The 24,603-nt window shown below is 69.4% G+C and carries 35 protein-coding genes; 31 read left to right on the plus strand and 4 right to left on the minus strand.

The features are described 5' to 3' along the window. Positions 1-9: 9 nt before the first annotated feature. The 23 genes from rpsS (at position 10) to rplQ (ending at position 10,818) form a co-directional block, all read left to right on the plus strand. Positions 10-285, plus strand: coding sequence for a 30S ribosomal protein S19 (gene rpsS, locus KA217_00685; protein MBP7710968.1), 276 nt, complete (start codon positions 10-12; stop codon positions 283-285). Positions 286-296: 11 nt separating this feature from the next. Beyond that, complete coding sequence (rplV, locus tag KA217_00690) at positions 297-629, plus strand: 50S ribosomal protein L22 (GenBank protein ID MBP7710969.1); 333 nt, start codon at positions 297-299, stop codon at positions 627-629. An 11-nt stretch (positions 630-640) separates the two neighbouring features. Then, entirely contained in the window at positions 641-1,318 is a 678-nt protein-coding gene (rpsC, locus tag KA217_00695; GenBank protein ID MBP7710970.1) for a 30S ribosomal protein S3, read from the plus strand. A gap of 15 nt (positions 1,319-1,333) precedes the next feature. Next, a complete protein-coding gene (gene rplP / locus KA217_00700) occupies positions 1,334-1,747 on the plus strand; it encodes a 50S ribosomal protein L16 (GenBank protein MBP7710971.1) in 414 nt (137 codons plus the stop codon). After that, positions 1,747-1,950, plus strand: a complete 204-nt coding sequence (rpmC, locus tag KA217_00705; protein MBP7710972.1) for a 50S ribosomal protein L29 — start codon at positions 1,747-1,749, stop codon at positions 1,948-1,950. The genes rplP and rpmC overlap by 1 nt, the downstream gene beginning before the upstream one ends. After that, a complete protein-coding gene (rpsQ, locus tag KA217_00710; GenBank protein MBP7710973.1) occupies positions 1,947-2,207 on the plus strand; it encodes a 30S ribosomal protein S17 in 261 nt (86 codons plus the stop codon). Before rpmC ends, rpsQ begins: the two co-directional genes overlap by 4 nt. A 53-nt stretch (positions 2,208-2,260) precedes the next feature. Next, positions 2,261-2,629: a 50S ribosomal protein L14 gene (rplN, locus tag KA217_00715; GenBank protein MBP7710974.1), complete on the plus strand. Its 369-nt coding sequence runs from the start codon at positions 2,261-2,263 to the stop codon at positions 2,627-2,629. 13 nt (positions 2,630-2,642) lie between these two features. Further along, complete coding sequence (rplX, locus tag KA217_00720) at positions 2,643-2,960, plus strand: 50S ribosomal protein L24 (GenBank protein MBP7710975.1); 318 nt, start codon at positions 2,643-2,645, stop codon at positions 2,958-2,960. 10 nt (positions 2,961-2,970) lie between these two features. Beyond that, positions 2,971-3,510 (plus strand): 50S ribosomal protein L5, encoded by a 540-nt coding sequence (rplE, locus tag KA217_00725; GenBank protein MBP7710976.1) that lies wholly within the window; start codon positions 2,971-2,973, stop codon positions 3,508-3,510. 17 nt (positions 3,511-3,527) lie between these two features. Beyond that, entirely contained in the window at positions 3,528-3,833 is a 306-nt protein-coding gene (gene rpsN, locus KA217_00730; protein MBP7710977.1) for a 30S ribosomal protein S14, read from the plus strand. Between the two features lie 37 nt (positions 3,834-3,870). After that, on the plus strand, positions 3,871-4,266 hold the full coding sequence (gene rpsH / locus KA217_00735; protein ID MBP7710978.1) for a 30S ribosomal protein S8: 396 nt from the start codon (positions 3,871-3,873) through the stop codon (positions 4,264-4,266). A gap of 13 nt (positions 4,267-4,279) precedes the next feature. Continuing rightward, on the plus strand, positions 4,280-4,813 hold the full coding sequence (rplF, locus tag KA217_00740; GenBank protein MBP7710979.1) for a 50S ribosomal protein L6: 534 nt from the start codon (positions 4,280-4,282) through the stop codon (positions 4,811-4,813). A 12-nt stretch (positions 4,814-4,825) separates the two neighbouring features. After that, positions 4,826-5,182, plus strand: coding sequence for a 50S ribosomal protein L18 (rplR, locus tag KA217_00745; protein ID MBP7710980.1), 357 nt, complete (start codon positions 4,826-4,828; stop codon positions 5,180-5,182). A 12-nt stretch (positions 5,183-5,194) separates the two neighbouring features. Beyond that, positions 5,195-5,701: a 30S ribosomal protein S5 gene (gene rpsE, locus KA217_00750; GenBank protein MBP7710981.1), complete on the plus strand. Its 507-nt coding sequence runs from the start codon at positions 5,195-5,197 to the stop codon at positions 5,699-5,701. A gap of 3 nt (positions 5,702-5,704) precedes the next feature. Further along, on the plus strand, positions 5,705-5,905 hold the full coding sequence (rpmD, locus tag KA217_00755) for a 50S ribosomal protein L30 (protein MBP7710982.1): 201 nt from the start codon (positions 5,705-5,707) through the stop codon (positions 5,903-5,905). Positions 5,906-5,907: 2 nt separating this feature from the next. Continuing rightward, positions 5,908-6,342, plus strand: a complete 435-nt coding sequence (gene rplO / locus KA217_00760) for a 50S ribosomal protein L15 (GenBank protein ID MBP7710983.1) — start codon at positions 5,908-5,910, stop codon at positions 6,340-6,342. A 32-nt stretch (positions 6,343-6,374) separates the two neighbouring features. Next, a complete protein-coding gene (secY, locus tag KA217_00765; GenBank protein ID MBP7710984.1) occupies positions 6,375-7,715 on the plus strand; it encodes a preprotein translocase subunit SecY in 1,341 nt (446 codons plus the stop codon). A gap of 24 nt (positions 7,716-7,739) precedes the next feature. Next, positions 7,740-7,853, plus strand: a complete 114-nt coding sequence (gene rpmJ, locus KA217_00770) for a 50S ribosomal protein L36 (GenBank protein MBP7710985.1) — start codon at positions 7,740-7,742, stop codon at positions 7,851-7,853. A 93-nt stretch (positions 7,854-7,946) separates the two neighbouring features. Then, entirely contained in the window at positions 7,947-8,303 is a 357-nt protein-coding gene (rpsM, locus tag KA217_00775) for a 30S ribosomal protein S13 (protein MBP7710986.1), read from the plus strand. 18 nt (positions 8,304-8,321) lie between these two features. Then, the gene (gene rpsK / locus KA217_00780; protein MBP7710987.1) at positions 8,322-8,717 is read left to right on the plus strand and encodes a 30S ribosomal protein S11; all 396 of its coding nucleotides are present in this window, start codon (positions 8,322-8,324) and stop codon (positions 8,715-8,717) included. A gap of 14 nt (positions 8,718-8,731) precedes the next feature. After that, entirely contained in the window at positions 8,732-9,358 is a 627-nt protein-coding gene (gene rpsD / locus KA217_00785; GenBank protein MBP7710988.1) for a 30S ribosomal protein S4, read from the plus strand. Positions 9,359-9,379: 21 nt separating this feature from the next. Continuing rightward, complete coding sequence (rpoA, locus tag KA217_00790; GenBank protein ID MBP7710989.1) at positions 9,380-10,384, plus strand: DNA-directed RNA polymerase subunit alpha; 1,005 nt, start codon at positions 9,380-9,382, stop codon at positions 10,382-10,384. 47 nt (positions 10,385-10,431) lie between these two features. Next, positions 10,432-10,818, plus strand: coding sequence for a 50S ribosomal protein L17 (gene rplQ, locus KA217_00795; protein ID MBP7710990.1), 387 nt, complete (start codon positions 10,432-10,434; stop codon positions 10,816-10,818). 109 nt (positions 10,819-10,927) lie between these two features. Here rplQ and gatB read toward each other — a convergent pair whose 3' ends face one another. The 3 genes from gatB to gatC form a co-directional block, all read right to left on the minus strand. After that, positions 10,928-12,367, minus strand: a complete 1,440-nt coding sequence (gene gatB, locus KA217_00800) for an Asp-tRNA(Asn)/Glu-tRNA(Gln) amidotransferase subunit GatB (protein ID MBP7710991.1) — start codon at positions 12,365-12,367, stop codon at positions 10,928-10,930. Positions 12,368-12,372: 5 nt separating this feature from the next. Next, a complete protein-coding gene (gene gatA, locus KA217_00805; GenBank protein ID MBP7710992.1) occupies positions 12,373-13,827 on the minus strand; it encodes an Asp-tRNA(Asn)/Glu-tRNA(Gln) amidotransferase subunit GatA in 1,455 nt (484 codons plus the stop codon). 93 nt (positions 13,828-13,920) lie between these two features. Next, a complete protein-coding gene (gatC, locus tag KA217_00810; GenBank protein ID MBP7710993.1) occupies positions 13,921-14,208 on the minus strand; it encodes an Asp-tRNA(Asn)/Glu-tRNA(Gln) amidotransferase subunit GatC in 288 nt (95 codons plus the stop codon). Between the two features lie 165 nt (positions 14,209-14,373). On the opposite strand from gatC, the gene KA217_00815 reads away from it, so the two are divergent. The 8 genes from KA217_00815 to KA217_00850 all read left to right on the plus strand — a co-directional run bounded on the left by KA217_00815 (position 14,374) and on the right by KA217_00850 (position 23,239). Continuing rightward, complete coding sequence (locus tag KA217_00815; protein MBP7710994.1) at positions 14,374-15,423, plus strand: rod shape-determining protein; 1,050 nt, start codon at positions 14,374-14,376, stop codon at positions 15,421-15,423. Between the two features lie 133 nt (positions 15,424-15,556). Beyond that, a complete protein-coding gene (gene mreC, locus KA217_00820) occupies positions 15,557-16,447 on the plus strand; it encodes a rod shape-determining protein MreC (protein MBP7710995.1) in 891 nt (296 codons plus the stop codon). Then, positions 16,444-16,935 (plus strand): rod shape-determining protein MreD, encoded by a 492-nt coding sequence (gene mreD / locus KA217_00825; GenBank protein ID MBP7710996.1) that lies wholly within the window; start codon positions 16,444-16,446, stop codon positions 16,933-16,935. Before mreC ends, mreD begins: the two co-directional genes overlap by 4 nt. Positions 16,936-16,972: 37 nt before the next feature. Then, positions 16,973-18,856: a penicillin-binding protein 2 gene (gene mrdA / locus KA217_00830; protein MBP7710997.1), complete on the plus strand. Its 1,884-nt coding sequence runs from the start codon at positions 16,973-16,975 to the stop codon at positions 18,854-18,856. A 32-nt stretch (positions 18,857-18,888) separates the two neighbouring features. Then, positions 18,889-19,965 carry a rod shape-determining protein RodA gene (rodA, locus tag KA217_00835; protein ID MBP7710998.1) on the plus strand — a complete coding sequence of 359 codons (1,077 nt, stop codon included), beginning with the start codon at positions 18,889-18,891 and terminating at the stop codon, positions 19,963-19,965. 171 nt (positions 19,966-20,136) lie between these two features. After that, positions 20,137-21,057, plus strand: coding sequence for a lytic murein transglycosylase B (mltB, locus tag KA217_00840; GenBank protein ID MBP7710999.1), 921 nt, complete (start codon positions 20,137-20,139; stop codon positions 21,055-21,057). Positions 21,058-21,136: 79 nt separating this feature from the next. Beyond that, positions 21,137-22,399, plus strand: coding sequence for a D-alanyl-D-alanine carboxypeptidase (locus KA217_00845; GenBank protein ID MBP7711000.1), 1,263 nt, complete (start codon positions 21,137-21,139; stop codon positions 22,397-22,399). Between the two features lie 30 nt (positions 22,400-22,429). Then, a complete protein-coding gene (locus tag KA217_00850; protein MBP7711001.1) occupies positions 22,430-23,239 on the plus strand; it encodes a sulfite exporter TauE/SafE family protein in 810 nt (269 codons plus the stop codon). A 58-nt stretch (positions 23,240-23,297) separates the two neighbouring features. Here KA217_00850 and rho read toward each other — a convergent pair whose 3' ends face one another. Next, positions 23,298-24,560 (minus strand): transcription termination factor Rho, encoded by a 1,263-nt coding sequence (gene rho / locus KA217_00855; protein MBP7711002.1) that lies wholly within the window; start codon positions 24,558-24,560, stop codon positions 23,298-23,300. Positions 24,561-24,603 lie beyond the last annotated feature (43 nt).

Raw genomic sequence — 24,603 nt, forward strand, 5'->3', positions numbered from 1 at the left:
GCTACTGCGGTGCCGCGTTCAGTCAAGAAGGGGCCGTTCGTCGATCATCACCTGGTCAAGAAGGTCGACGCGGCGCGGTCGAGCGGGACCAAGCGCCCGATCAAGACCTGGTCGCGCCGTTCCATGGTCGTGCCCGATATGGTGGGTCTGACCATTGCGGTGCACAACGGGCGTCAGCATGTGCCGGTCCTCGTGACCGAGAACATGGTGGGCCACAAGTTGGGCGAGTTCGCATCCACGCGGATATTCCGCGGGCACGCCGCGGACCGCAAGGCGAAGAAGTGAGGGGCGCCGGAATGGAGACCCGATCGACGCTGCGCTACGCGCGCATTTCGGCCCAGAAGGCGCGCCTCGTCGCCGACCTGGTGCGGGGCATGCCGGTGGACCGGGCGTTGAGCACGCTCACGTTCACCGAGAAGAAGGCTGCGGGCATCGTCCGCAAGGTGCTCGAGTCCGCGATCGCGAACGCCGAGCACAACGAAGGCGCGGACGTGGACGAGTTGAAGGTTTCGGCGATCTGGGTGGATGAAGGCCCCACCATGAAGCGCATGCACGCGCGCGCGAAGGGGCGCGGCACGCGGGTCATGAAGCGCACCAGCCACATCACCGTCAAGGTGTCGGACGACTGAGAGAGGCCGCGATGGGACACAAGGTCAACCCGACGGGCATCCGCCTCGGCATCATCAAGGACTGGACTTCGCGCTGGTTCGCGGAGGGGCGGCGCTACGCCGACAATCTGAATACGGATCTGAAGGTGCGGACCTTCTTGAAGAAGCGTCTGGCAAACGCCTCGGTGAGCCGCATCCAGATCGATCGGCCGGCGCGCAATGCGCGCATCGTGGTCCACACGGCGCGGCCGGGGATCGTGATCGGCAAGAAGGGCGAGGACATCGAGGCATTGCGCCGCGAAGTCTCGTCGATGATCGGTGTGCCCGTGCACATTGGCGTGGAGGAGATCCGCAAGCCCGAGCTGGACGCGCAGCTGGTGGCGGAGAGCGTGGCCCAGCAGCTGGAGCGCCGGATCATGTTTCGCCGTGCCATGAAGCGCGCGGTGGCCAACGCCATGCGCATCGGTGCGCAGGGCATCCGGATCAACGTCGCCGGGCGGCTGAACGGTGCGGAGATCGCGCGGGCCGAGTGGTATCGCGAAGGTCGGGTGCCGCTGCACACGCTGCGGGCGGACATCGATTACGGGTTTGCCGAGGCGCGTACCACGTACGGCGTGATCGGCGTGAAGGTCTGGATCTTCAAGGGCGAGGTCTTCGAGCGCCGGGCCGAGGTCCAGGAAGCCGCGCCCGAGAAGGCTGCGGTTGCCTGAGGGGAGTGAGAGAACATGCTGCAGCCGACCCGTACCAAGTTCCGTAAGCAGCACAAGGGCCGCAACCGCGGGCTCGCCGAGCGTGGCGGCAAGGTGAGCTTCGGCGACTTCGGGCTGAAGGCCACCACGCGCGGGCGCCTGACGGCGCGCCAGATCGAGGCGGCCCGGCGGGCCATCAGCCGCTACGTGAAGCGTGGCGGTAAGGTCTGGATCCGGGTGTTCCCCGACAAGCCGGTCTCGAAGAAGCCCCTCGAGGTCCGCATGGGCAGCGGCAAGGGCAACGTGGAGTACTGGGTGGCCCTGGTGCAGCCCGGCAAGGTGCTCTACGAGATGGAGGGCGTTCCCGAGGAGATCGCCCGTGAGGCGTTCCGGCTGGCGGCCGCGAAGTTGCCCATCCGGACGACGGTCGTGGAGAGGGTGGTGCTCTGATGAACGTGCGCGAGCTGAGAGGGAAGAACGTGGGCGAGCTCGGCGAGGAGCTGCGCGGCCGGCTGCGTGAGCAGTTCAACCTGCGTATGCAGAAGGGCTCGGGTCAGACGCCGCGGCCGCACCTGTTCAAGGCGGTGCGCAGGGAGATCGCCCGGATCAAGACGGTGATGAGCGAGCGCTCCTACGGGAGTGAGAGGTCATGAGCGAGACGACGCACACACCCCGGACCCTGGTCGGGCGGGTGGTCAGCGACAAGATGGAGAAGAGCGCCACGGTTCTCGTGGAGCGCAAGGTGAAGCACGAGCTTTACGGCAAGTACGTTCGCCGCTCGACGAAGCTGCACGTCCACGACGAGCAGAACGAGTGTCGCGAGGGCGACCTGGTGGAGGTCGTCGAAGGGCGTCCGGTCTCGAAGACGAAGGCTTGGCGTCTGCACCGGGTGGTCGAGCGGGCGCGGTGAGGGCGCCCTCAGGGCGATAGTGGGGCTGCCGCGTACGGGTACGGAGGCTGGCGATGATTCAGATGCAGACAATGCTGGACGCGGCGGACAACAGCGGCGCGCGGCGGCTCATGTGCATCAAGGTCCTTGGGGGATCGAAGAGGCGGTATGCCGGTATCGGCGACGTCATCAAGGTCACCGTGAAAGAGGCGATTCCTCGAGGCAAGGTGAAGAAGGGCGAGGTCTACAACGCCGTGGTCGTGCGCACCCGCAAGGGCGTACGGCGGGCGGACGGGTCGCTGGTGCGTTTCGATGGCAACGCGGCTGTGCTGCTCAACAACCAGCTCCAGCCCATCGGCACGCGCATCTTCGGGCCGGTCACTCGCGAACTGCGCAGCGAGCGGTTCATGAAGATCATCTCTCTGGCGCCGGAAGTGCTCTGAGGCGGTTGCGATCATGCACAGGATTCGTAAGGGTGATCAGGTCGTCGTCCAGACCGGCAAGGACAAGGGCAAGCGCGGGACGGTTCTGCGCGTGCTCGAGAATGACCGGGTGGTCGTCGAGAACGTTAACGTGGCGAAGAAGCACACTCGCCCGAACCCGATGCGCGGTGCGCAGGGCGGGATCGTGGAGAAGGAGATGCCCATCCACGTTTCGAACGTAGCGGTGTACAACCCGGGCGCCAAGAAGGGCGACCGCGTGGGATTCCGCACGCTCGAGGACGGCCGCAAGGTCCGGTACTTCAAGTCGAACGGCGAAGTCGTCGACGCGTAGGGGCGCGGCCATGTCAAGACTTCAGGAATACTACCGGGGCACTGTCGTCAAGCAGTTGACGGACAAGTTCCAGTATCCCAACCCGATGCAGGTGCCGCGCATCGTCAAGGTCACGCTCAACATGGGTGTGGGCGAGGCGGTGGGTGACCGCAAGGTGCTGGACAACGCGGTGGGGGACATGACGCAGATCGCTGGGCAGAAGCCCGTGATCACGAAGGCGCGCACCTCCATCGCCGGGTTCAAGATCCGGGCGGGCTGGCCCATCGGCTGCAAGGTGACGCTGCGCGGGGAGCGGATGTACGAGTTCCTCGACCGGCTCATCAACGTCGCGATCCCGCGTATCCGGGACTTTCGCGGGTTCAGCGGCCGGGCCTTCGACGGGCAGGGCAACTACAGCCTGGGTGTTCGGGAGCAGATCATCTTTCCCGAGATCGACTACGACAAGATCGACACGCTGCGCGGGATGGACATCACCATCACGACCAGCGCCCGGAACGACGAAGAGGGGCGCGCGCTTCTGGCGGCCTTCAACTTCCCCTTCCGGAACTAGCAGATAGGGCGGACGCAATGGCCAAGCTGTCGATGATCAACCGGGACGCGCGGCGGGCGAAGCTGGCGGTGAAGTACGCCGCGCGGCGGGCCGAGCTGAAGGCGAAGGCGAAGGATGAGCGGCTCAGCGCCGGCGAGCGCGAGGTGGCGCAGCTCGCGCTGCAGAAGCTGCCTCGGGACGCGAGCCCGACGCGGGGACGCAACCGCTGCCGGGCCACGGGCCGGCCGCACGGGTTTTATCGCAAGTTCGGGCTCGGCCGGAACAAGCTCCGCGAGGCGGCGATGCGCGGGGATGTGCCCGGGCTGGTGAAGGCGAGCTGGTAGTGCGTCGGCGAGAAGGCGCGGGCAGGGGTACAGATCTATGAGCATGCAAGACCCGATCGGCGACATGCTGACGCGGATCCGCAACGGTCAGGCAGCGTCCAAGGTGAGGGTGACGATGCCGTCGTCCAAGCAGAAGGTGGCGATTGCCGCCGTGCTGAAGGACGAGGGCTACATCTCGGACTACGCCGTGGAGGACGCGGAGGGCCGTCCGCAGTTGTCAGTCGTCTTGAAGTACTACGAAGGCCGTCCGGTGATCACGACGCTCCAGCGGGTCACGCGCCCGGCGCGGCGGGTCTACGCCGGCAAGTCCGAGCTGCCGCGGGTGCTGGGTGGTCTGGGTGTCTCGATCGTGTCCACGCCCCAGGGCGTGATGAGCGATCGCGCCGCGCGGGCCGCCGGCCACGGTGGCGAAGTGATCTGCATCGTGGCGTGACGGAGGAGTCTACATGTCACGGGTAGCGAAGAAGCCGGTGGTGTTGCCGGCCGGGGTCCAGGTCTCGGTGGAGGGACAGCGGCTCAAGGTCCAGGGGGCCAAGGGCATGCTGGAGTACGACGTCCACCCGGAGGTGGAGGTCAAGCTCGAGAGCAACGTGCTGAGCTTCGCGCCGAGGGGACCGGAGGCGCGTGCTGACGCGCTGGCCGGGACGACGCGCGCGGTGGTGAGCGGGATCGTCACCGGCGTCAGCAAGGGGTTCGAGCGCAAGCTCACGCTGGTCGGCGTCGGTTACCGCGCCCAGGCCGCGGGCCGTGCGCTCAACCTGACGCTCGGGTTTTCGCACCCGGTGAGCTTTCCGGTCCCGGAGGGTGTCACCATCGAAACGCCGACCCAGACGGAGATCGTGATCCGGGGTGCGGACCGCCAGCAGGTGGGGCAGGTCGCCGCTGTGATCCGCCGGTACCGGCCGCCCGAGCCCTACAAGGGCAAAGGGGTCCGCTACTCCGACGAGGTCGTGGTCCGTAAGGAAGCCAAGAAGAAGTAGGGGTCGCCGTCCATGCACGCTAAGAAAGCCGAACGGCTGCGGCGCGCCGCGAAGACGCGGGTGCGCATCCAGGGGAGCGGGTCCTACCGGCTGTGTGTCTATCGCACGCCGCGGCACATCTACGCCCAGGTCATCACTCCGGCGGGCTCCGAGACGCTGGTGAGCGCGTCCACGCTCGACGCGCAGGTGAAGTCCGAGGTCAAGAACGGCGGCAACGTTGACGCCGCGCGCGTCGTCGGCCGCTTCATCGCGGAGCGGGCGCGGGCGAAGGGGATCAGCGCGGTCGCCTTCGATCGCTCCGGTTTCAAGTACCACGGCCGCGTGAAGGCCCTCGCCGACGCGGCGCGGGAGCACGGTCTGGAATTCTGAGGTTCGACTGTTATGGCGAATTACGAAGCGGCGCCGAGCCAGGACGACCTGCTGGAGAAGCTGGTCGCCGTAAACCGGGTGGCGAAGGTCGTGAAGGGCGGCCGCCAGTTCGGCTTTACCGCGCTCACGGTGGTAGGTGACGGCAAGGGGCGCGTGGGTATCGGCCGGGGCAAGGCCCGCGAGGTGCCCGTGGCGATCCAGAAGGCGATGGAGAGGGCGCGCCAGAACCTGCGCCAGGTCGCGCTGCGGGGCACGACGCTCTTCTACCCCACGACCTCCCGCCACGGGGCCGCGAAGGTGTACATGCAGCCCGCGTCGGAGGGTACCGGCATCATCGCCGGCGGCCCCATGCGGGCGGTGTTCGAGGTGCTGGGCGTGCGCGACGTGCTCGCCAAGTGCATCGGGTCCTCGAACCCCATCAACGTGGTGCGGGCCACCGTGAAGGGCCTGTTGGACATGCGCTCGCCCGAGCAGGTCGCGGCGAAGCGCGGCAAGACGCTCGAAGAGATCACGGGGTGAGCCATGACTAGCGACACGGGTGCCTCGGGGAAGCTGCGGGTCACGCTGGTGAAGAGCACCGCCGGCCGCCTCGCGAGCCACCAGGCCTGCGTACGGGGGCTGGGGCTGCGGGGCCTGAACAGCAGCGCGCTGGTGGTGGACACGGCCGCCAACCGCGGGATGATCGAGAAGGTCGCGTACCTGCTGAGGGTCGAGGAGCAATGAGCATGCGACTGAACACCCTTTCTCCGGCGCCGGGCTCCAAGTCCGAGCCCAAGCGTGTCGGCCGCGGCATCGGTTCCGGGCTCGGCAAGACCGCCGGGCGCGGGCACAAGGGCCAGTACGCCCGCACCGGGCACAAGATCGGGCCGGGCTTCGAAGGCGGGCAGATGCCGCTGCAGCGGCGCGTGCCGAAGTCGGGCTTCAAGTCCCTCATCGCCCAACGGGTCGCCGATGTCCGGTCCTGTGACCTCGCCAGGGTCCGGGCGGAGGTCATCGACCTGGAGGCGCTGCTCCTCGCCGGGCTGGTGCCGGCGCGCACGCTGCGGGCCAAGGTGATGCTGAAGGGGACCCTCGAGAAGGCCGTGACCCTGCGCGGGGTTCAGGTGACGAAGGGCGCGCGGGCGGCCATCGAGGCGGCCGGCGGCAAGGTCGAAGACTAGGACGGGGCAATCCACCGGTGGCCGAGGATCGCATGAGGGCAGGTAGTGGCGTGCCGAAGCTCGGGCAGATGACCGAGCTCAAGCAGCGCATCCTGTTCCTGTTGGGCGCGCTCGTGGTCTACCGCATTGGGGCGCACATCCCGGTGCCGGGAATCGACCCCGCCGCCCTGCAGGAGCTCTTCAACCAGCAGCGGGGCACGATCCTGGACATGTTCAACATGTTCTCGGGCGGCGCCCTGCGGCGGTTCTCGCTCTTCGCGCTCGGCATCATGCCGTACATCTCGGCCTCCATCATCCTGCAGCTGCTGACGGTGGTGCACCCGAAGCTCGAGCAGTTGAAGAAGGAGGGGGAGCACGGCCGCCGGAAGATCAATCAGTACACGCGCTACGGGACGGTCGGCCTGGCCACCTTCCAGGCGCTCGGCGTGGCCATCGCCCTCGAGGGGCAGCAGGCGGCCGGTGCCCACGTGGTGATCGACCCCGGCCTCGGCTTCCGGATGATTGCGGTCATCAGCCTGGTCACCGGGACCATGTTCCTGATGTGGCTCGGCGAGCAGGTCACGGAGCGCGGCATCGGCAACGGCATCTCGATGATCATCTTCGCCGGTATCGTCGCGGGTCTGCCGGGCGCCATCGGGGGCACGCTGGAGCTCGCCCGCACCGGGGAGCTGCACACCCTCACGGTGTTCCTGCTCCTCGCGGTGATCCTGGTGGTGACGGGCTTCGTGGTGTTCGTGGAGCGCGGGCAGCGGCGCATCACGGTGAACTATGCCAAGCGCCAGGTCGGGCGGAAGATGTACGCCGGCCAGACCAGCCACCTGCCGCTGAAGGTGAACATGTCGGGCGTGATCCCGCCCATCTTCGCCTCCAGCATCATCCTGTTCCCGTCCTCGGTGGCGAGCTGGTTCGGGTCGGGGGACGGGTTCGGCTGGCTGAAGGACCTCGCGGGGACGCTCTCGCCCGGTCAGCCGCTGTACGTGCTGATCTACACGGTCGCGATCGCCTTCTTCGCCTTCTTCTACACCGCCCTCGTGTTCAACCCGAGGGAGACGGCGGACAACCTGAAGAAGTCGGGGGCGTTCATCCCGGGGATCCGGCCGGGCGACCAGACGGCGCGCTACGTCGATGGCGTGATGAGCCGGCTGACGCTCGCAGGGGCGATCTACCTGGTGGCGGTGTGCCTGCTGCCGGAGTTCATGATCCTGAACTGGAACGTGCCGTTCTACTTTGGCGGCACCTCGCTCCTGATCGTCGTGGTGGTGGTGATGGACTTCATGGCGCAGGTCCAGGCGCACCTGATGTCTCACCAGTATGAGGGCCTTCTGAAGAAGGCCAATCTCAGAGGTTTCGGACGCGTCGGGGCGCCACGCTAGGCGGCCGGTGCGGGAGGCGCAGCGATGAAAGTCAGGGCATCGGTCAAGAAGGTCTGCCGCAAGTGCAAGATCATCCGTCGCAAGGGTGTGGTCCGGGTGATCTGCTCGGATCCCAAGCACAAGCAGCGGCAGGGTTGACTCGTAACGCAGTAATGGTTTGAACGAAGGGCGCAAACGCGGTACACTTTCCCGCTTTCCGCGGGCGTCCGTACACACAGGAGAGAGGGGCAGATGGCCCGTATCGCTGGCATCAACCTTCCCGCGAACAAGCACACGCGGATCGCGTTGACCTACATCTTCGGCATCGGGCACACCCGCGCGGGGCTCATCTGCGAGCGGGCCGGCATCGAGCCGGCGCGCAAGCTGAGGGAGCTCACGGAAGAGGAGCTCGACCGGTTGCGCGCGGAGGTCGGGCGGTTCCCCGTAGAGGGCGACCTGCGGCGCGAAGTCTCCATGAGTATCAAGCGTCTGATGGACCTCGGGTGTTACCGGGGGATCCGCCACCGCCGCGGGCTGCCGGTTCGGGGCCAGCGTACTCGGACCAACGCGCGTACCCGGAAGGGTCCGCGCCGGATGATCAGGAAGTAGACAGGGTGAGTTTCCGGTATGGTGAAGCCTAAGGCGGCGGCACGCACTCGCAAGAAGGTCAAGAAGAACGTCGTGGACGGCGTGGCGCACGTGCACGCGTCCTTCAACAACACCATCATCACGATCACCGACCGGCAGGGCAACACGCTGGCGTGGGCGACTTCCGGGGGCAGCGGTTTCCGCGGCTCGCGCAAGAGCACGCCCTTCGCCGCCCAGGTCGCTGCGGACCGCGTGGGTCAGGTGGTGAAGGAATACGGGATGAAGAACGTGGAGGTGCGCGTCAAGGGTCCTGGCCCTGGGCGCGACGCCGCGGTGCGGGCGCTCAACAACGTCGGTTTCCGCGTGAACAGCATTTCCGACGTGACCCCGATCCCCCACAATGGGGTTCGTCCCCCGAAGAAGCGCCGCGTCTGAGGCAGGAGGCGAGCTTGGCCAGATACATCGGAGCGGAGTGTCGCTTGTGCCGTCGGGAGGGCGCGAAGCTCTTCCTCAAGGCGGAGAAGTGCTTCACGAGCAAATGTCCGTTCGAGTCGCGGGGCTTCCCCCCGGGCCAGCACGGGCAGCGCCGCACGCGGGTGTCGGACTACGCCTCGCAGCTGCGCGAGAAGCAGAAGCTGCGCCGGGTCTACGGGATGCTGGAGCGGCAGTTCCGCCGCTACTACGCCGAGGCCGACCAGCGCAAGGGCTCGACCGGCGAGAACCTGCTGAAGCTCCTCGAGAGCCGGCTGGACTGCGTCGTGCAGCGGATGGGATTCGCCGCCTCGCGCAGTGAGGCGCGCCAGTTGGTCCGGCACAACGGAATCACCGTGAACGGGCGCAAGCTGAATATCCCGTCGTACCAGGTTCGTCCCAACGACGTGGTCGCGGTGTCCGAGCGTGCGCGGCAGCAGATGCGGATCCAGGCGGCCATGCAGATGGCTCAGCAGCGCGGCTTCCCGGAGTGGGTGGACGTGGACCCCAAGGAGTTGAAGGGGACCTTCAAGAACATTCCGGATCGCAGCGACCTGCCTTCGGAGATCAACGAGCACCTCGTGGTCGAGTTGTACTCCAAGTAGGCGCCAGCCCGGAGACGTGCGATGCAGTCGAATCTGACAGAGCTCCTCAGGCCGCGTCTGGTCGAGGTGAAGCCGCTGGGCGGGCATGTCTCGAAGCTCGCGGTCGAGCCCCTCGAGCGGGGGTTTGGCCACACGCTCGGCAATGCGCTGCGCCGCGTCCTTCTGTCTTCGATCCCCGGGGTGGCGGTGGTCGAGGTCGACGTGGACAACGTCCTGCACGAGTACACCACCATCGAGGGTGTGCAGGAGGACGTGACCGAGATCCTGCTGAACCTCAAGGGGCTGGCCATCAGGCTCCACGCCCGGGACGAGGCGACCCTGACCCTGAGCAAGAAGGGGCCGGGGGAGGTGCGGGCGAGTGACATCACGCTCGATCACGACGTGGAGATCGTCAACCCCGACCACCTGATCGCGCATCTGACCAAGGCGGGTCATCTGTCGATGACGCTGAAGGTCGTCCGGGGCCGGGGCTATCAGCCGGCCGCGGTGCGCGTGAGCGAGCAGACGGCGGATCGCCCCATCGGGAAGCTCCTCCTGGACGCCTCGTTCAGTCCCGTGCGCCGGGTGTCCTACGCGGTCGAGAACGCGCGCGTCGAGCAGCGCACCGACCTGGACCGGCTGGTGATCGAGCTCGAGACGAACGGGACCATCGAGCCGGAGGATGCCGTGAGGCGCGCCTCGCGCGTGCTGCAGGAGCAGCTCTCGGTGTTCGTCGACCTGAGCGGGGAGGCGAAGCCGGCGATGCCCGATCTGGGCAGCCAGCCCGGCGTCGACCCGATCCTGCTGCGCCCGGTGGACGACCTGGAGCTCACGGTCCGTTCGGCGAACTGTCTGAAGGCAGAGGGCATCTATTACGTCGGTGATCTGATTCAGAGGACCGAGGTGGAGCTGCTCAAGACGCCGAACCTCGGCAAGAAGTCGCTGACCGAAATCAAGGACGTGCTGGCCTCGCGCGGGCTGTCCCTCGGGATGCGGCTCGAGAACTGGCCCCCCGTGGGGCTCTACGAAAAGGATTCCGGGGACTGAGCGCGTGAGCGGCTCGGGCTTCGAAACCAGCATCAGGAACGATTCCCATGCGACACCGTAACAGTGGCCGAGCGCTGAGCCGTACCAGTGCCCACCGGCGGGCCATGTTCCGCAACATGAGCGCGTCGTTGTTCCGGCACGAGCTGATCCGCACGACCCTGCCGAAAGCCAAGGAGCTTCGCAGCATTGCCGAGCCCCTGATCACGATGGCCAAGGAGGACAGCGTGCACCACCGCCGGCTGGCTTTCGCCCGCCTGCGGGACCGCGAGGTGGTGACCAAGCTCTTCAACGAGCTGGGCCCGCGCTACCGGGCGCGCCCTGGTGGCTATCTGCGGATCCTGAAGATCGGCTACCGGGCCGGGGATAACGCCCCGATGGCGCTCATCGAGCTGGTCGACCGCCCGGAGGCCGCCGCAGAGCTGCCGGCCAGCTGAGCCAGGCGGTGACTCGAGGTTGCGAGAGGCCGGGCATTGCCCGGCCTCTGCTTTTCGGAGGTCGACGGGATTTCCTTGACGGGGGTTGACGGGCTTCCCTCGTCCGGGGTCAGCGGGGTGCGAGCTTGCGCTTGAGGATCTCGTTCAGCTGGCCGGGGTTGGCCTTGCCCCCCGAGACCTTCATGACCTGGCCGACGAAGAACCCCAGGAGCTTATCCTTGCCCGCGCGGTAGCCGGCGACCTGCTCGGGGTTGGCGGCCATGACCTGCTCCACCAGGCGCTCGATGGCGCCGGTGTCCGTGACCTGGCGCAGGCCCCGGCGCTCGATGACGGCCTCGGCGTCGCCTTCACCGGCCCACATCGCCTCGAAGACCTCCTTCGCGATCTTCCCGGAGATGGTCCCGTCGGCGATCCGGCGCAGCAGCCCGCCGAGGGCCTCGGGGCCCACGGGGCTCGCCGTGACCTCGAGATTGCCCTTGTTGAGGGCGCCGGACAGCTCGCCCATGACCCAGTTGGCGGCGAGCTTCGGCTCCCCCCCGGCGGCGCGCAGGGTGGACTCGTAGAAGTCCGCCATCTCGCGCGTCGCGGTGAGCACCCCCGCGTCGTAGGGCGACAGGCCGTAGTCCCGCGTGAAGCGGGACTTGCGGGCGTCCGGCAGCTCGGGCAGGGTCGCCTTCACCTCCTCGATGAAGGATTCCTCCAGGACGAGCGGCAGCAGGTCGGGGTCGGGGAAGTAGCGGTAGTCGTTCGCCTCCTCCTTGCTGCGCATGGGCCGCGTCTCGCCCCGGTCGGGGTCGTACAGGCGCGTCTCCTGCTGCACCTTGCCCCCCGAATCCAGGAGTGCGATCTGGCGCTCCACCTCGTACTGGATCGCCCGTTCCACGAAGCGGAAGGAGTTCAGGTTCTTGATCTCGGCGCGGGTGCCGAAGGTCGCCTGCCCTCGCGGGCGCACGGAGACGTTGGCGTCGCAGCGGAACGAGCCCTCCTGCATGTTGCCGTCGCAGATCTCGAGATAGCGCACCAGGGCGTGCAGCCGCTTCATGTACGCCACCGCCTCGCGGGGGGAGCGCAGGTCCGGCTCGGAGACGATCTCCAGCAGCGGCGTGCCGGCGCGGTTCAGGTCGATCCCGGTGAGCCCGTGGAAGTCCTCGTGCAGCGACTTCCCGGCGTCCTCCTCCAGGTGTGCCCGGGTGATGCCGACCCGCTTCGTGCTGCCGTCCTCGAGCTCGATGTCCAGGTGGCCGCCCGCGACCACGGGGAGCTCGTACTGGCTGATCTGGTAGCCCTTGGGCAGGTCGGGGTAGAAGTAGTTCTTGCGGGCGAACACCGAGCGGCGCGCCACCGCGCCGCCGACGGAGAGCCCGAACTTCACGGCCATGCGCACGGCGCCCGCGTTGAGCACCGGGAGCACGCCCGGCAGGCCCAGGTCCACGGCGCAGGCCTGGGTGTTCGGCTCGGCGCCGAAGGCGGTGGAAGCGCCCGAGAAGATCTTGCTGCGCGTGGCGAGCTGGGCGTGGATCTCGAGCCCGATGACGGTTTCCCAGTCCATGTGTGTCACTCGAATCCCGGCGGCACGCGCTGGTGCCAGTCCGTGAGTTGCTGGTAGCGGTGGCCGACGTTGAGGAGCCGGGCCTCCGAGAAGTAGTCGCCGATCACCTGCAGGCCCACCGGCAGCCCGTCGACGAGGCCGGCCGGCAGCGCGACCGCGGGCAGTCCCGCCAGGTTGACGGCGATGGTGTAGATGTCCGAGAGGTACATCTGCACCGGGTCGCTCGTCTTCTCGCCGAGCCGGAAGGCGGTCGACGGGGAGGTCGGGCCCACCAGCACGTCGACCTCCGCGAACGCCCGGCGGAAGTCGTCGGCGATCAGACGGCGGACCTGCTGGGCCTTGAGGTAATAGGCGTCGTAGTAGCCCGCCGACAGGGCGTAGGTGCCGATCATGATCCGGCGCTTCACCTCGGCGCCGAAGCCCTCGGAGCGCGAGCGCTTGTAGAGGTCCTCGAGGCCCTTCGGCTCGGCACAGCGGTGGCCGTAGCGCACCCCGTCGAAGCGGGAGAGATTCGAGGAGCACTCGGCCGGGGCCACCACGTAGTAGACCGGGACCGCGAGCGAGCTGTTCGGCAGGCTCACCTCGCGCACCCGCGCCCCGAGCCCCTCGAGCTCGCGCACCGCCGCCTCCACCACCGCACCCACGCGGGGGTCGAGCCCCTCGCCGAAGTACTCCTTCGGGAGCCCCACCCGCAGGCCCTCGAGGGGTGCGTCGAGCGCGGCCAGGTAGTCGTCCACCGGACGGTCGAGGCTGGTGGAGTCACGCGGGTCGAAGCCGGCCATGGCGGAGAGGAGCCAGGCCGCGTCCTCCGCGCTGCGCGCGAAGGGGCCACCCTGGTCGAGGCTCGATGCAAAGGCCACCATCCCGTACCGGGAGACCCGCCCGTAGGTGGGCTTCAGGCCCGTGAGCCCGGTGAGGGCCGCGGGCTGGCGGATGGAGCCGCCCGTGTCGGTGCCGGTGGCGACGGGGGCGAGGCGGGCGGCCACTGCGGCGGCCGAGCCGCCGGAGGATCCTCCGGGCACCCGCCCGGGGTCCCAGGGGTTGCGCACGGGCCCGTAGAAGCTGGTCTCGCTCGACGAGCCCATCGCGAACTCGTCCATGTTGGTCTTGCCGAGCATCACCATGCCCGCCGCCGCGACGCGCTCCACGACCGTCGCGTCGTACGGGGCGACGAAGGGGTCGAGCATGCGCGACCCGCAGGAGGTGCGCACGCCGAGGGTGCAGAAGATGTCCTTGTGGGCCATCGGCACCCCGGTGAGGGGGCCCCCCTCACCTGCGGCGCGGCGGCGGTCGGCCTCGCGGGCTTGCCTCAGGGCCTGCTCCTCGGTGACGGTGACGAAGCTGTTGAGCTGCCCGTCCAACCGGGCGATGCGCCCGAGGAAGTGGCGGGTGAGCTCCTCGCTGGAGACCTCCCTGCGGTTGAGGGCGGCGGCAATCTCGGCTACGGAACGGTTGTGCATTCGGGTCTTACCAGACTCCAGCAGATTGATTGATCGGTCCCGCCGGGCCGTACGCCGGGGAAGCCCCACAGGGCTGTGAATCTGGGACGGGGCTCACTCGATGACCCGGGGCACGAGGTAGAGTCCGGCCTCGGTGAGGGGGGCCGTGGATTGGAAGAGCTCGCGCTGGTCCGTCTCGGTCACCGCGTCGGGCCGCAGGCGCTGGTGGGCATCCAGGGGGTGGGCCATGGGTGGCACGCCCGCCGTGTCCACGCGCTGCAGCTGCTCCACCAGGTCCAGGATGCTCGAGAGCTCCCGCACGTAGCGGGCGATGTCCTCCTCGGCCAGGGCGAGCCGGGCCAGGTGGGCGATGTTTTCGACGTCCTTTCCGCTCAGGGGCATAGGGTTGTGTCCGCGCTTGCGGCGGTGGCCGGGTTGCCGGCGAAAATGGCCGCTGATAGAGTATTGGGCTCTCGCGCCGGTTGACGAGGGACCGTCGCCAGGCGGCCCACCCGCGCATTATATCGCCTCTTCCTGCACTATCGGCCCACGGCCCGGACCCTTCCTATGTTCCTCAAGAGCCTCAGGGGTATCTTCTCCAACGACCTGTCGATCGACCTCGGCACCGCCAACACGCTCATCTACGTGCGGGGCCAGGGCATCGTCCTGAACGAGCCCTCTGTGGTGGCCATCCGCCATGAGCGGGGCCCCGGCGGTGCCAAGACGATCGCCGCCGTCGGCAACGACGCGAAACGGATGCTCGGGCGCACGCCGGGCCACATCACGGCGATCCGGCCGATGCGCGACGGCGTCATCGCGGACTTCACCGTGACCGAGAAGATGCTCCAACACTTCATCCACAAGGTGCACGCGAACCGCTTCCTGCGGCCGAGCCCGCGGGTGCTGGTGGGGGTGCCGAGTGGCTCGACCCAGGTGGAGCGCCGGGCGATCCGCGAGTCCGCCGGCGGGGCCGGGGCGCGCGAGGTCTACCTGATCGAGGAGCCCATGGCCGCGGCCATCGGCGCGGGCCTGCCGGTGAGCGAGGCGAGCGGATCGATGGTGGTGGACATCGGCGGCGGCACCACGGAGGTCGCGGTCATCTCCCTGAACGGCATCGTCTACGCCTCCTCGGTGCGCATCGGGGGCGACCGCTTCGACGAGGCCATCATCAACTACGTGCGCCGCAACTACGGTAGCCTCATCGGCGAGGCGACGGCCGAGCGCGTGAAGCACGAGATCGGGTCGGCCTACCCGGGGAACGAGCTGCGGGAGATCGAGGTCCGCGGCCGCAACCTGGCCGAGGGTGTGCCCCGCAGCTTCATGCTGAACAGCAACGAGATCCTGGAGGCCCTCCAGGAGCCCCTGTCCGGGATCGTGAGCGCGGTGAAGACCGCGCTTGAGCAGACCCCCCCCGAGCTGGGGGCGGACGTGGCCGAGCGCGGGATGGTGCTCACCGGCGGTGGCGCGCTCCTGCGCGACCTCGACCGGCTGTTGATGGAGGAGACCGGCCTGCCCGTGATCATCGCCGAGGACCCCCTTACCTGCGTCGCGCGCGGGGGAGGGCGGGCCCTCGAGATGATGGACGAAAAGGGCGTGGACGTGTTCGCCAGCGAGTAGGACCCTCTCCCCGGCTCGTGCGCCGCTCGCTACACTCGAGACAGTCCCGGCTCGAGCGCGCGGCGTCGCACGCGCGGGGTCGATCACCCGCCGTGAGCCCCGCCGAGGCGTTCCCCGCGGGGGCGGCGACGAGGTGGCACCCATAGCCCCGGCCAAGCCCCTGTTCTCGCCCGGTCCCGCCCTCAGCCTGCGGCTGGTGGCGTTCGTCCTGGCGTCCCTCGTGCTGATGACGGTGGACCACCGTTACCGGCACCTGGAGGTGGTGCGGGCGGGCCTGTCGGTTCTGGTCCTGCCGCTGCAGCTCGCGGTGAACGCCCCGTTCCAGCTCGCTCAGTGGGGGAGCGACCGTCTCGCGACCCGGCGCTCGCTGATGGACGAGAACGCGCGGCTGCGCGCCGAGCGCCTGCTCATCGACGCGCGCCTGGGGCGGTTCTCGGACCTCGAGGCCGAGAACCGGCGGCTGCGTGAGCTGCTGGACTCCTCCTCGCGGGTCGGGGAGCGGGTCCTGGTCGCCGAGGTGATGGCGGTCGACATGGACCCCTTCTCCCACAAGATCCTCCTGAATCGCGGCTCGCGGGACGGCGCCTTCATGGGCCAGCCGCTCATCGACGCGAACGGCGTGATGGGGCAGGTGGTGCACGTGACGCCGTTCTCCTCCACCGCGCTCCTGGTCACCGACCCCAACCACGCCCTGCCCGTGCAGGTCACGCGCAACGGGCTGCGGGCGATCGCCATTGGCCGCGGGGTGAGCAGCGGGCTCGAGCTCGCTCACATGCCGCTCAACGCGGACGTGCGGGTCGACGACCTGGTGGTGACCTCGGGGCTGGACGGGAGATTCCCCTCCGGGTACCCCGTGGGCCGCGTGAGTCAGGTGCGCCTGGACACCGGACGGCCGTTCGCCGAGGTCCGCGTGGAGCCCTCGGCCCACATGGAGCGCAACCGCGAGGTCCTGCTGGTGTGGGGCGCGGGGCAGCGCCCCAGCGAGGGGGCCCGGACCCCCGCCGCCGCGAGGGGAGGGTCGTGAGCCCGCCGTCGCCACGCCGGGGCACCGTCACCATCGCCGTGAGCTTTCTCGTGGCGCTGGTCCTGACGGCGCTGCCGCTCCCCCACTGGGCCGAGCCCTGGCGGCCCGCCTGGGTGACGCTGGTGCTCGCCTACTGGGTGCTCGCGCTCCCGCACCGCGTGGGCCTCGGCGTGGCGTGGGGGCTCGGCCTGCTGCTCGACGTGATGACCGGGGCGCTCCTCGGGCAGCACGCGCTCAGCCTCTCGCTGGTGGCGTTCCTCGCGTTGCGCCTGCACCAGCGCCTGCGCGTGCTCTCGCCCTGGGAGCAGGGCGTCAGCATCTTCCTCCTCGTCGTCCTCGACCGGGCGCTCTCCCTGTGGGTCACCGGGATCCAGGGCATGCCGACCGAGGCGCGGGCGATCTGGGCCCCGGCGGTGACCAGCACGCTCCTCTGGCCCTGGCTGTTCGTCGTCCTGCGCGACGTGCGCCGCCGCTATCAGGTCTCCTAGGCCCCGGGCGCCCTGAGCCGTGCGTCTGGACAGCCGAATGCGGGACCGGATGCAGGAATCCCTGCTGGTGGCGAACCGGCTCGTGCTCTCCCTCGTCGGCGTGCTCCTGCTGGTCGGCGCCCTGGTCGGGCGACTGTTCTATCTCCAGGTCGTCAGCCACGACCACTTCGCCACGCTGTCCGAGGACAACCGGGTCAAGCTGGTGCCGGTGCCGCCCACGCGCGGACAGGTCTACGACCGGCACGGCGTGCTGCTGGCCCACAACCAGCTGTCCTTCGGCCTGGAGGTGACCCCGGAGTCGGTGCCGGACATGGAGCGCACGCTCGCGGACCTCGCGGAGGTGATCGAGGTCCGGGCCGGGGAGCTCACCCGCTTCCGCTCGCTCCTCAAGCGCCGGAGGCGCTTCGAGAGCGTGCCGCTGCGCCTCAACCTGAGCGAGGAGGAGGTGGCCCGGTTCGCCGTGAACCGCCACCGCTTCCCCGGCGTCGACGTGGAGGCCCGCCTCACCCGGTACTATCCCCTCGGGGTCTCGTCGGCGCACGTGGTGGGCTACGTGGGGCGAATCGACGAGCAGGAGCTGCAGACGCTGGACGGTGCCGATTACGCCGGCACCACCCACATCGGCAAGACCGGGGTGGAGAAGGCGTACGAGGAGTCCCTGCACGGGCGGGTGGGCTACGAGCAGGTCGAGGCCAACGCGGCGGGGCGCCTCCTGCGGGTGCTCTCGCACCGCCCGGCGGTTTCGGGCAAGGACGTGTACCTGCACGTGGACATGTCCCTGCAGCTCGCGGCCGAGGAGGCCCTGGGGGAGGAGAACGGGGCGGTGGTGGCCATCGAGCCCCACACCGGCGCGGTCCGGGCCCTCGTGAGCCGGCCGGGCTTCGACCCCAATCCGTTCGTCAACGGGATCGACGCGGCGAGCTACCGGGCCCTGCAGAGCGCCCGGGAGCGGCCCCTCTACAACCGGGCCCTGCGCGGGCAATACCCGCCGGGGTCGACGGTGAAGCCCTTCATGGCGCTGGCGGGCCTCTTCTACAACGTCGGGCTGGCGACCGGAGCCACCTACTGCCGTGGCTCCTTCTCCCTGCCGGGGGTGAGCCACGTCTTCCGGGACTGGAAGAGGGGAGGGCACGGCCGGGTCGACCTGAATCTGGCGATCATGCGGTCCTGCGACGTCTACTTCTACGAGATGGCGCTCGCCCTCGGGATCGACCGTATGCACGAGTTCATGTCGGGGTTTGGGTTCGGCCAGCCGACCGGCATCGACGTGGGAGGGGAGCTCCCGGGCCTCATGCCGTCGACCGAGTGGAAGAAGACCCGCCGGGGCCAGAACTGGTATCTGGGGGAGACCGTCAACGCGGGGATCGGCCAGGGCTACTGGCTCGCCACCCCCGTTCAGCTCGCGACCGCGACGGCGGCGATGGCCACGCGGGGGCAGCGCGTGGAGCCGCGGGTGGCCCGGGCGGTGGTGGATCCGGCGACCGGGCGGATGACGCCGGTCACGCCGCGCACGAAGCACACCGGCCCGCCGGAGTCGAGCCGTTTCTGGGACAAGGTCATCGAGGGTATGGTGAACGTCGTCCACAGCCCCGGGGGCACGGCGCTGCGCGTCGGCGCCGACGCGCGCTACCGGATCGCCGGAAAGACCGGCACCGCGCAGGTGTTCTCCCTGCGGGGCGGCAAGTACAACGAGAAGACGGTGGAGAAGCACCTGCGGGACCACGCGCTCTTCATCGCCTTCGCGCCGGCCGAGGACCCCCGGATCGCGGTCGCCGTGCTGGTGGAGAACGGCGGCGGCGGGTCGCGCACGGCGGCGCCCGTCGCGCGCAAGGTCATGGACCACTACCTGCTCGGGGGCACCGGGGCGTCCACCACGGATCCCCTCAGCGGTGCCGGAGAGGAAGAGGAGGAAGAGGAGTGAGCCTCCTTCCCGACGACCGGGCGAACCGTCTGATGCAGGCTCCGCTGCACCTGGACGTGCCGCTGCTCACGGGGATCCTCCTGCTCTCCGCCCTCGGGGGGGTGGTCCTGTACTCCGCGAGCGGGCAGAGTCTCGACGTGTTGTTGCGCCAGGGCCTGCGCTTCGCGCTCGCCCTGACCGTGATGGCGTTGGTCGCCCAGATCCCGCCCCAGCTGATGTTCCGCTGGGCGCCGTGGCTGTACGTCGCGGGGGTGCTCCTCCTCGTCGCGGTGATGGTGGCGGGGGACGTGGGCAAGGGTGCCCAGCGCTGGCTCGACCTGAAGTTCGTGCGCTTTCAGCCCTCGGAACTGGTCAAGGTCACCGTGCCCCTGATGCTCGCCCGCTTCCTCTCCGAGGGCGCCCTGCCGCCGAGCTTCCCGCGGGTGATCGGCGCCGCCCTCCTGGTCCTCCTGCCCACCGCCCTGATTGCCCGGCAGCCGGACCTGGGCACCGCGCTCCTGGTGGGCGCCTCGGGGGCCTTCGTGCTGTTCCTCGCGGGTCTGCGCTGGCGGCTCATCGGCCTGCTGGTGGGCGCCATCGGGGCCGCGGCGCCGGTTGCCTGGATGTTCCTGCGGGACTACCAGCGCCAGCGCGTGCTGACCTTCCTCGACCCGCAGAACGACCCCCTCGGCTCGGGCTACCACATCATCCAGTCCAAGATCGCCATCGGCTCCGGGGGGCTCTACGGCAAAGGGTGGCTGAACGGGACCCAGTCGCACCTGGATTTCCTCCCCGAGCGCGCCACGGACTTCATCTTCGCCGTGGTGAGCGAGGAGTTCGGACTGTTGGGGGTGGGAGTGCTGCTCGCCCTCTACCTGTACATCATCGCCCGCGGGCTCTACGTCGCCTCGAAGGCGCAGGAGAACTTCGGGCGCCTGCTGGGCGGCAGCCTGATCCTGACCTTTTTCGTGTACGTGTTCGTCAACGTGGGGATGGTGACGGGCCTGCTGCCGGTCGTGGGGGTGCCGCTGCCGCTGGTGAGCTATGGGGGGACCTCGCTCGTGACGGTGATGGCGGGCTTCGGTATCCTGATGGCGGTGTACTCCCACCAGCGGCCGGTTGCCCGTTGAGCAGCGGTGAAGACCTTGCCCCGAGCGTCTGAGCAGTCCCGGCCGTGCCCCCTGGCGCGTCACGGCCCCGGCGGGTGCGAGCCCCGGGCCGGGCGGACGCTCGCGGCGGCGCTGCTCGCCGTGCCGGCACTCCTCGCCGCGCCCGGGCTTCTCGCGGGGGCGGGGGGCGGGATGCTCGACCTGCCCGGCGTGTCCGGCTTCCTGGAGGAGGTGTCCGAGCGCTACGGATATCCCCGGGCGGAGCTCGAAGAGGTGCTCGCCCGGGCCGAGGTGCAGCCCTCCGTGCTCGAGGCGATCGCCCGGCCGGCCGAGGCGAAGCCCTGGCACGAGTACCGGCGCATCTTCCTCACCCGGGAGCGGGTGGCGGGTGGCGCGGCGTTCTGGCGCGACCACGCCGCGGCCCTCGAGCGGGCGAGCCACCAATATGGCGTTGCGCCCGAGGTGATCGTCGCGATCATCGGGGTGGAGACCCGCTACGGCCGGAACACCGGCGGCTACCGGGTGCTGGACGCCCTCGCAACGCTGGCCTTCCAGTACCCGCGCCGGGCCGTGTTCTTCCGCAAGGAGCTCGAGAACTTCCTCGTGCTGACGCGCGAAGAGGGGCTGTCGCCGCTGGAGCCCCGGGGCTCCTACGCGGGCGCGATGGGCATCCCGCAGTTCATGCCGAGCAGCTACCGGAGCCACGCCGTGGACCTCGACTCCGACGGGCGCCGGGACATCTGGCGCAACCCCGCGGATGCCGTCGGCAGCGTCGCCAGCTATCTGCGCGCCCACGGCTGGGAGCCGGGAGGGCCGGTGGCCTGGCCCGCGACGGCCGTCGGGCCGGAGGCGGCGCAGCTGGCTCGGGCTGGCCTCAGGCCGAGCCTTACGGCAGCCCGCCTCGCGGAGACGGGCGTCCGATTCCAGGGCGAGCTGCTCCCCGAGGGACTGGCCACCCTGGTCGAGCTGGAGGTCCGGGATGGCCTCGAGTACTGGGTGGGGTTGCAGAATTTCTACGCCATCACGCGCTACAACCACAGCCCACTCTATGCCATGGCGGTGCACCTCTTGTCGCAGGAAATCAAGGCGGCTCGCGGGTCGGGGAGGACCTGAGGCCTTGAATCCGCCGCTCAACCGTCCGGCTGCCCCTCGCTACCCGGACCCGCTCCTTCGGAGGCAATCCAGGACCATGATGCGCATCCGGTCTCTCGTCACCGTTTCCCTCTTCGCCGTGGCCAGCCTGGCCGGGGCCGCCCCTGCCGGCGCGCCAGCGCCTGCCGCGCCTGCTCCGGCGGCGGCCGCCGCCCCCGCGAAGCCCGCCCCCCCGCCGGCCCCCGCCGTGAGCGCCCCGGCCGCAAAGCCTGCCGCCCCTGCCGCCGCGTCCCCCGCGCCGGTGACGCCCGTCGTCGCGGCGAAGGCTCACCTGCTCCTCGACTACTACACGGGGCAGGTGCTGAGCGAGCAGAACGCGGACCTGCGCCTCGAGCCCGCGAGCCTCACCAAGATCATGACGGCCTATGTCGTCTTCGACGCACTGAAGAACGGCAAGATCCGGATGTCGGACCAGGTCGTCATCAGCGAGCGGGCCTGGAAGATGGGCGGCTCGCAGATGTTCATCGAGGTCGGCAAGCAGGTCGCCGTGGAGGACCTGCTGAAGGGGATGGTGATCCAGTCCGGCAACGACGCGTCGGTCGCGCTCGCCGAGCACGTCGCCGGGAGCGAGGACGTGTTCGCCGGCCTGATGAACCGGCACGCCGAGCGCCTGGGGATGGTCAACAGCCACTTCACCAACGCGAGCGGCCTGCCCGACCCGGCCCTCTATACGACGGCCCGCGACCTGGCGACCCTCGGTGCCGCGCTGGTGCGGGACTTCCCCGAGTACTACCCGATGCACGCGATGCGCGAGTTCACCTTCAACAACATCGTGCAGCAGAACCGCAACCGGCTCCTCGGCCTGGAGGCGGGGGTGGACGGCATCAAGACGGGCCACACGGCGACGGCGGGCTACTGCCTGGTGGTCTCCGGCGAGCGCGAGAACATGCGCCTGGTCGGGGTCCTGATGGGCGCCGAGAGCGAGAAGGTGCGCACCGCCGAGGCCCGCAAGCTGCTCGGCTTCGGCTTTCGCTTCTTCGAGGGCCAGAAGCTGCACGCGGCCAACGTGTCGCTCGCCCGGACCCGGGTCTGGAAGGGAGAGGTGAAGGAGCTCGACGTGGGGGTCGCCAGCGACCTCCAGGTGACGGTACCCCGGGGCCAGGCGGGCAAGGTCTCCGAGACCCTGGAGGTGAATCCCAGGATCGTGGCCCCCCTGCGCAAGGGGGACACCGTCGGCACGGTGAGGGTCCTGTTCGCCGGCAAGGAGCTGACGAGCCGGCCGCTCGTCGCGCTGCGCAGCGTCGAGCAGGGCGGCATCGTGCGCCGCTGGCTCGACGCCGCCTGGCTCTGGTGGAAGGGGTAGGGGGGCGAGACCCCCGAGGGAGGCCCCGCGGTGCTGGTGACCGCAACCTACCTGGCCGTGGGCAGCGTCGCCGGGGTGCTGGCGGGTCTGCTCGGGGTCGGGGGCGGGCTCGTCATCGTCCCCGCCCTCGCGTGGGTCTTCCGAGAGTCCGGCTTCCCGGCTTCGGCCTTGATGCACATGGCCGTGGGGACCTCCCTCGCCACCATCGTCGCCACTGCCGCGTCCTCGGTGCGGGCCCACCACGCGCGGGGGGCGGTGCGCTGGGAGCTCGCCGCGCGCCTGGCCCCCGCGGTGGTGGCCGGTGCCCTGGCCGGGGCGGCGCTGGCAGCGGGGCTCTCGACCCGCTGGATGACCGGGCTGTTCGGGCTGCTCGAGGTCCTGGTCGGGGGCTACATGCTCGCGAAGCGAGACCGGGGGCCGGCTGAAGCGGCCACCTCCGTGCCCGGGACGCTCAAGGTCGCGCTCGCCGGGGCGGTGATCGGCACGGTGTCGGGGGTGGCGGGGATCGCCGGCGGGACGCTGACGGTGCCGCTCCTGGTGCGCTGGCGCGTGCCGGTCGCCCAGGCCATCGCGACCTCGGCCGCCGTGGGCCTGCCCATCGCGCTCTCCGGGGGCCTCGGCTTCGTCGCCACCGGTTGGGACGCGGCGCTGCCGCGGGGGAGCCTGGGGTACGTCTACCTGCCCGCGGTCCTCGGGATCGCGCTCGCCAGCGTCACCTTCGCCCCGATCGGGGCGCGGCTGGCACACCGGCTGCCGACCGGGGTGCTGCGGCGGGTCTTCGCCGTCTTCCTGCTGCTGGTGGGGACGCGGCTGCTGCTGAGCGCCCTCTCGTCCCCCTGAGCGCCCGGGCCCGCGCAGGGCGCTGCCCGCGCGGACGCCTGGGTGCGCGCCTGGACCCTCAGGCCTGCCGGCGCATCGAGTCGAAGAACTCGGCGTTCAGCTTGGTGGCCTTCACGCGCTCGAGCAGGAACTCCATCGCCTGGATCTCGTCCATCGGCTGCAGGAGCTTGCGCAGGATCCAGGTCTTCTGGAGGATGTCGGGCGCGAGCAGGAGCTCTTCCTTGCGGGTGCCCGAGCGGTTGATGTTGATGGCGGGGTAGACCCGGCGCTCGGCGATCTTCCGCTCCAGGTGCACCTCCATGTTGCCGGTGCCCTTGAACTCCTCGTAGATCACGTCGTCCATGCGCGACCCGGTGTCGATGAGCGCGGTGGCGAGGATGGTGAGGCTGCCGCCTTCCTCGATGTTGCGCGCCGCGCCAAAGAAGCGTTTTGGGCGCTGCAGGGCGTTGGCGTCGACGCCGCCTGTCAGGACCTTGCCCGAGGCCGGCACCACGGTGTTGTGGGCCCGGGCGAGGCGGGTGATGGAGTCGAGCAGGATGACCACGTCCTTCTTGTGCTCGACCAGGCGCTTCGCCTTCTCGATCACCATGTCGGCGACCTGCACGTGGCGGGTGGCCGGCTCGTCGAAGGTGCTGGCAACCACCTCGCCGCGCACCGAGCGCTGCATCTCGGTGACCTCCTCGGGCCGCTCGTCGATGAGCAGCACGATGAGGTAGCACTCCGGGTGGTTCGCCGCGATTGAGTGGGCGATGCTCTGCAGCATCATGGTCTTGCCCGACTTCGGCGGGGAGACGATGAGCCCGCGCTGGCCTTTGCCGATGGGCGCGATCAGGTCGATGATGCGGGGTGTCAGGTCCTCGGTCGTGCCGTTGCCGACCTCGAGCTTGAGCCGCTTGTCCGGAAAGAGCGGTGTGAGGTTCTCGAAGAGGATCTTGTGCTTCGCGGCCTCGGGCGTGTCGAAGTTGATGTCGTTGACCTTGAGCAGCGCGAAGTAGCGCTCCCCCTCCTTGGGGGGCCGGATCTTCCCGGAGATGGTGTCCCCGGTGTGCAGGTTGAATCGCCGGATCTGGCTCGGCGAGACGTAGATGTCGTCGGGCCCCGCCAGGTAGGAGCTGTCGGCCGAGCGCAGGAAGCCGAACCCGTCCTGCAGTATCTCGAGCACCCCGTCCCCGGAGATGTCCTCGCCTTTCTTCGCGTGGGCTTTCAGAATCGCGAAGATGACGTCCTGCTTGCGCGAGCGGGCGACGCCCTCGATGCTCATGGACTCGGCGATCTCCATGATCTCCGAGGCGGGTTTGCGCTTCAGCTCCGTTAGGTTCATGAGGGGTATGGGACCGATGGTCTCTGGCGGCGGGGTGGACGGA

It is taken from the genome of Gammaproteobacteria bacterium, assembly GCA_017999615.1.
GTDB lineage: Bacteria > Pseudomonadota > Gammaproteobacteria > JAABTG01 > JAABTG01 > JAGNLM01.

Bases quoted from the DNA above. Each gene is read 5' to 3' on its own strand.
- mltB (MBP7710999.1), top strand. From the start codon at position 20,137: ATGCTCGACCTGCCCGGCGTGTCCGGCTTCCTGGAGGAGGTGTCCGAG.
- rplO (MBP7710983.1), top strand. From the start codon at position 5,908: ATGCGACTGAACACCCTTTCTCCGGCGCCGGGCTCCAAGTCCGAGCCC.
- rplR (MBP7710980.1), top strand. From the start codon at position 4,826: ATGCACGCTAAGAAAGCCGAACGGCTGCGGCGCGCCGCGAAGACGCGG.
- KA217_00815 (MBP7710994.1), top strand. From the start codon at position 14,374: ATGTTCCTCAAGAGCCTCAGGGGTATCTTCTCCAACGACCTGTCGATC.
- gatC (MBP7710993.1), bottom strand. From the start codon at position 14,208: ATGCCCCTGAGCGGAAAGGACGTCGAAAACATCGCCCACCTGGCCCGG.
- secY (MBP7710984.1), top strand. From the start codon at position 6,375: ATGAGGGCAGGTAGTGGCGTGCCGAAGCTCGGGCAGATGACCGAGCTC.
- rpsK (MBP7710987.1), top strand. From the start codon at position 8,322: ATGGTGAAGCCTAAGGCGGCGGCACGCACTCGCAAGAAGGTCAAGAAG.
- rpmD (MBP7710982.1), top strand. From the start codon at position 5,705: ATGACTAGCGACACGGGTGCCTCGGGGAAGCTGCGGGTCACGCTGGTG.
- rpsE (MBP7710981.1), top strand. From the start codon at position 5,195: ATGGCGAATTACGAAGCGGCGCCGAGCCAGGACGACCTGCTGGAGAAG.
- rplP (MBP7710971.1), top strand. From the start codon at position 1,334: ATGCTGCAGCCGACCCGTACCAAGTTCCGTAAGCAGCACAAGGGCCGC.
- KA217_00845 (MBP7711000.1), top strand. From the start codon at position 21,137: ATGCGCATCCGGTCTCTCGTCACCGTTTCCCTCTTCGCCGTGGCCAGC.
- rodA (MBP7710998.1), top strand. From the start codon at position 18,889: ATGCAGGCTCCGCTGCACCTGGACGTGCCGCTGCTCACGGGGATCCTC.
- gatB (MBP7710991.1), bottom strand. From the start codon at position 12,367: ATGGACTGGGAAACCGTCATCGGGCTCGAGATCCACGCCCAGCTCGCC.
- rpsM (MBP7710986.1), top strand. From the start codon at position 7,947: ATGGCCCGTATCGCTGGCATCAACCTTCCCGCGAACAAGCACACGCGG.
- rpsQ (MBP7710973.1), top strand. From the start codon at position 1,947: ATGAGCGAGACGACGCACACACCCCGGACCCTGGTCGGGCGGGTGGTC.
- rpsC (MBP7710970.1), top strand. From the start codon at position 641: ATGGGACACAAGGTCAACCCGACGGGCATCCGCCTCGGCATCATCAAG.
- rpsN (MBP7710977.1), top strand. From the start codon at position 3,528: ATGGCCAAGCTGTCGATGATCAACCGGGACGCGCGGCGGGCGAAGCTG.
- rplQ (MBP7710990.1), top strand. From the start codon at position 10,432: ATGCGACACCGTAACAGTGGCCGAGCGCTGAGCCGTACCAGTGCCCAC.
- rplN (MBP7710974.1), top strand. From the start codon at position 2,261: ATGATTCAGATGCAGACAATGCTGGACGCGGCGGACAACAGCGGCGCG.
- rpmC (MBP7710972.1), top strand. From the start codon at position 1,747: ATGAACGTGCGCGAGCTGAGAGGGAAGAACGTGGGCGAGCTCGGCGAG.
- rplX (MBP7710975.1), top strand. From the start codon at position 2,643: ATGCACAGGATTCGTAAGGGTGATCAGGTCGTCGTCCAGACCGGCAAG.
- rpmJ (MBP7710985.1), top strand. From the start codon at position 7,740: ATGAAAGTCAGGGCATCGGTCAAGAAGGTCTGCCGCAAGTGCAAGATC.
- rplE (MBP7710976.1), top strand. From the start codon at position 2,971: ATGTCAAGACTTCAGGAATACTACCGGGGCACTGTCGTCAAGCAGTTG.
- rplV (MBP7710969.1), top strand. From the start codon at position 297: ATGGAGACCCGATCGACGCTGCGCTACGCGCGCATTTCGGCCCAGAAG.
- rho (MBP7711002.1), bottom strand. From the start codon at position 24,560: ATGAACCTAACGGAGCTGAAGCGCAAACCCGCCTCGGAGATCATGGAG.
- rpsH (MBP7710978.1), top strand. From the start codon at position 3,871: ATGAGCATGCAAGACCCGATCGGCGACATGCTGACGCGGATCCGCAAC.
- rpoA (MBP7710989.1), top strand. From the start codon at position 9,380: ATGCAGTCGAATCTGACAGAGCTCCTCAGGCCGCGTCTGGTCGAGGTG.
- gatA (MBP7710992.1), bottom strand. From the start codon at position 13,827: ATGCACAACCGTTCCGTAGCCGAGATTGCCGCCGCCCTCAACCGCAGG.
- mrdA (MBP7710997.1), top strand. From the start codon at position 16,973: ATGCGGGACCGGATGCAGGAATCCCTGCTGGTGGCGAACCGGCTCGTG.
- rplF (MBP7710979.1), top strand. From the start codon at position 4,280: ATGTCACGGGTAGCGAAGAAGCCGGTGGTGTTGCCGGCCGGGGTCCAG.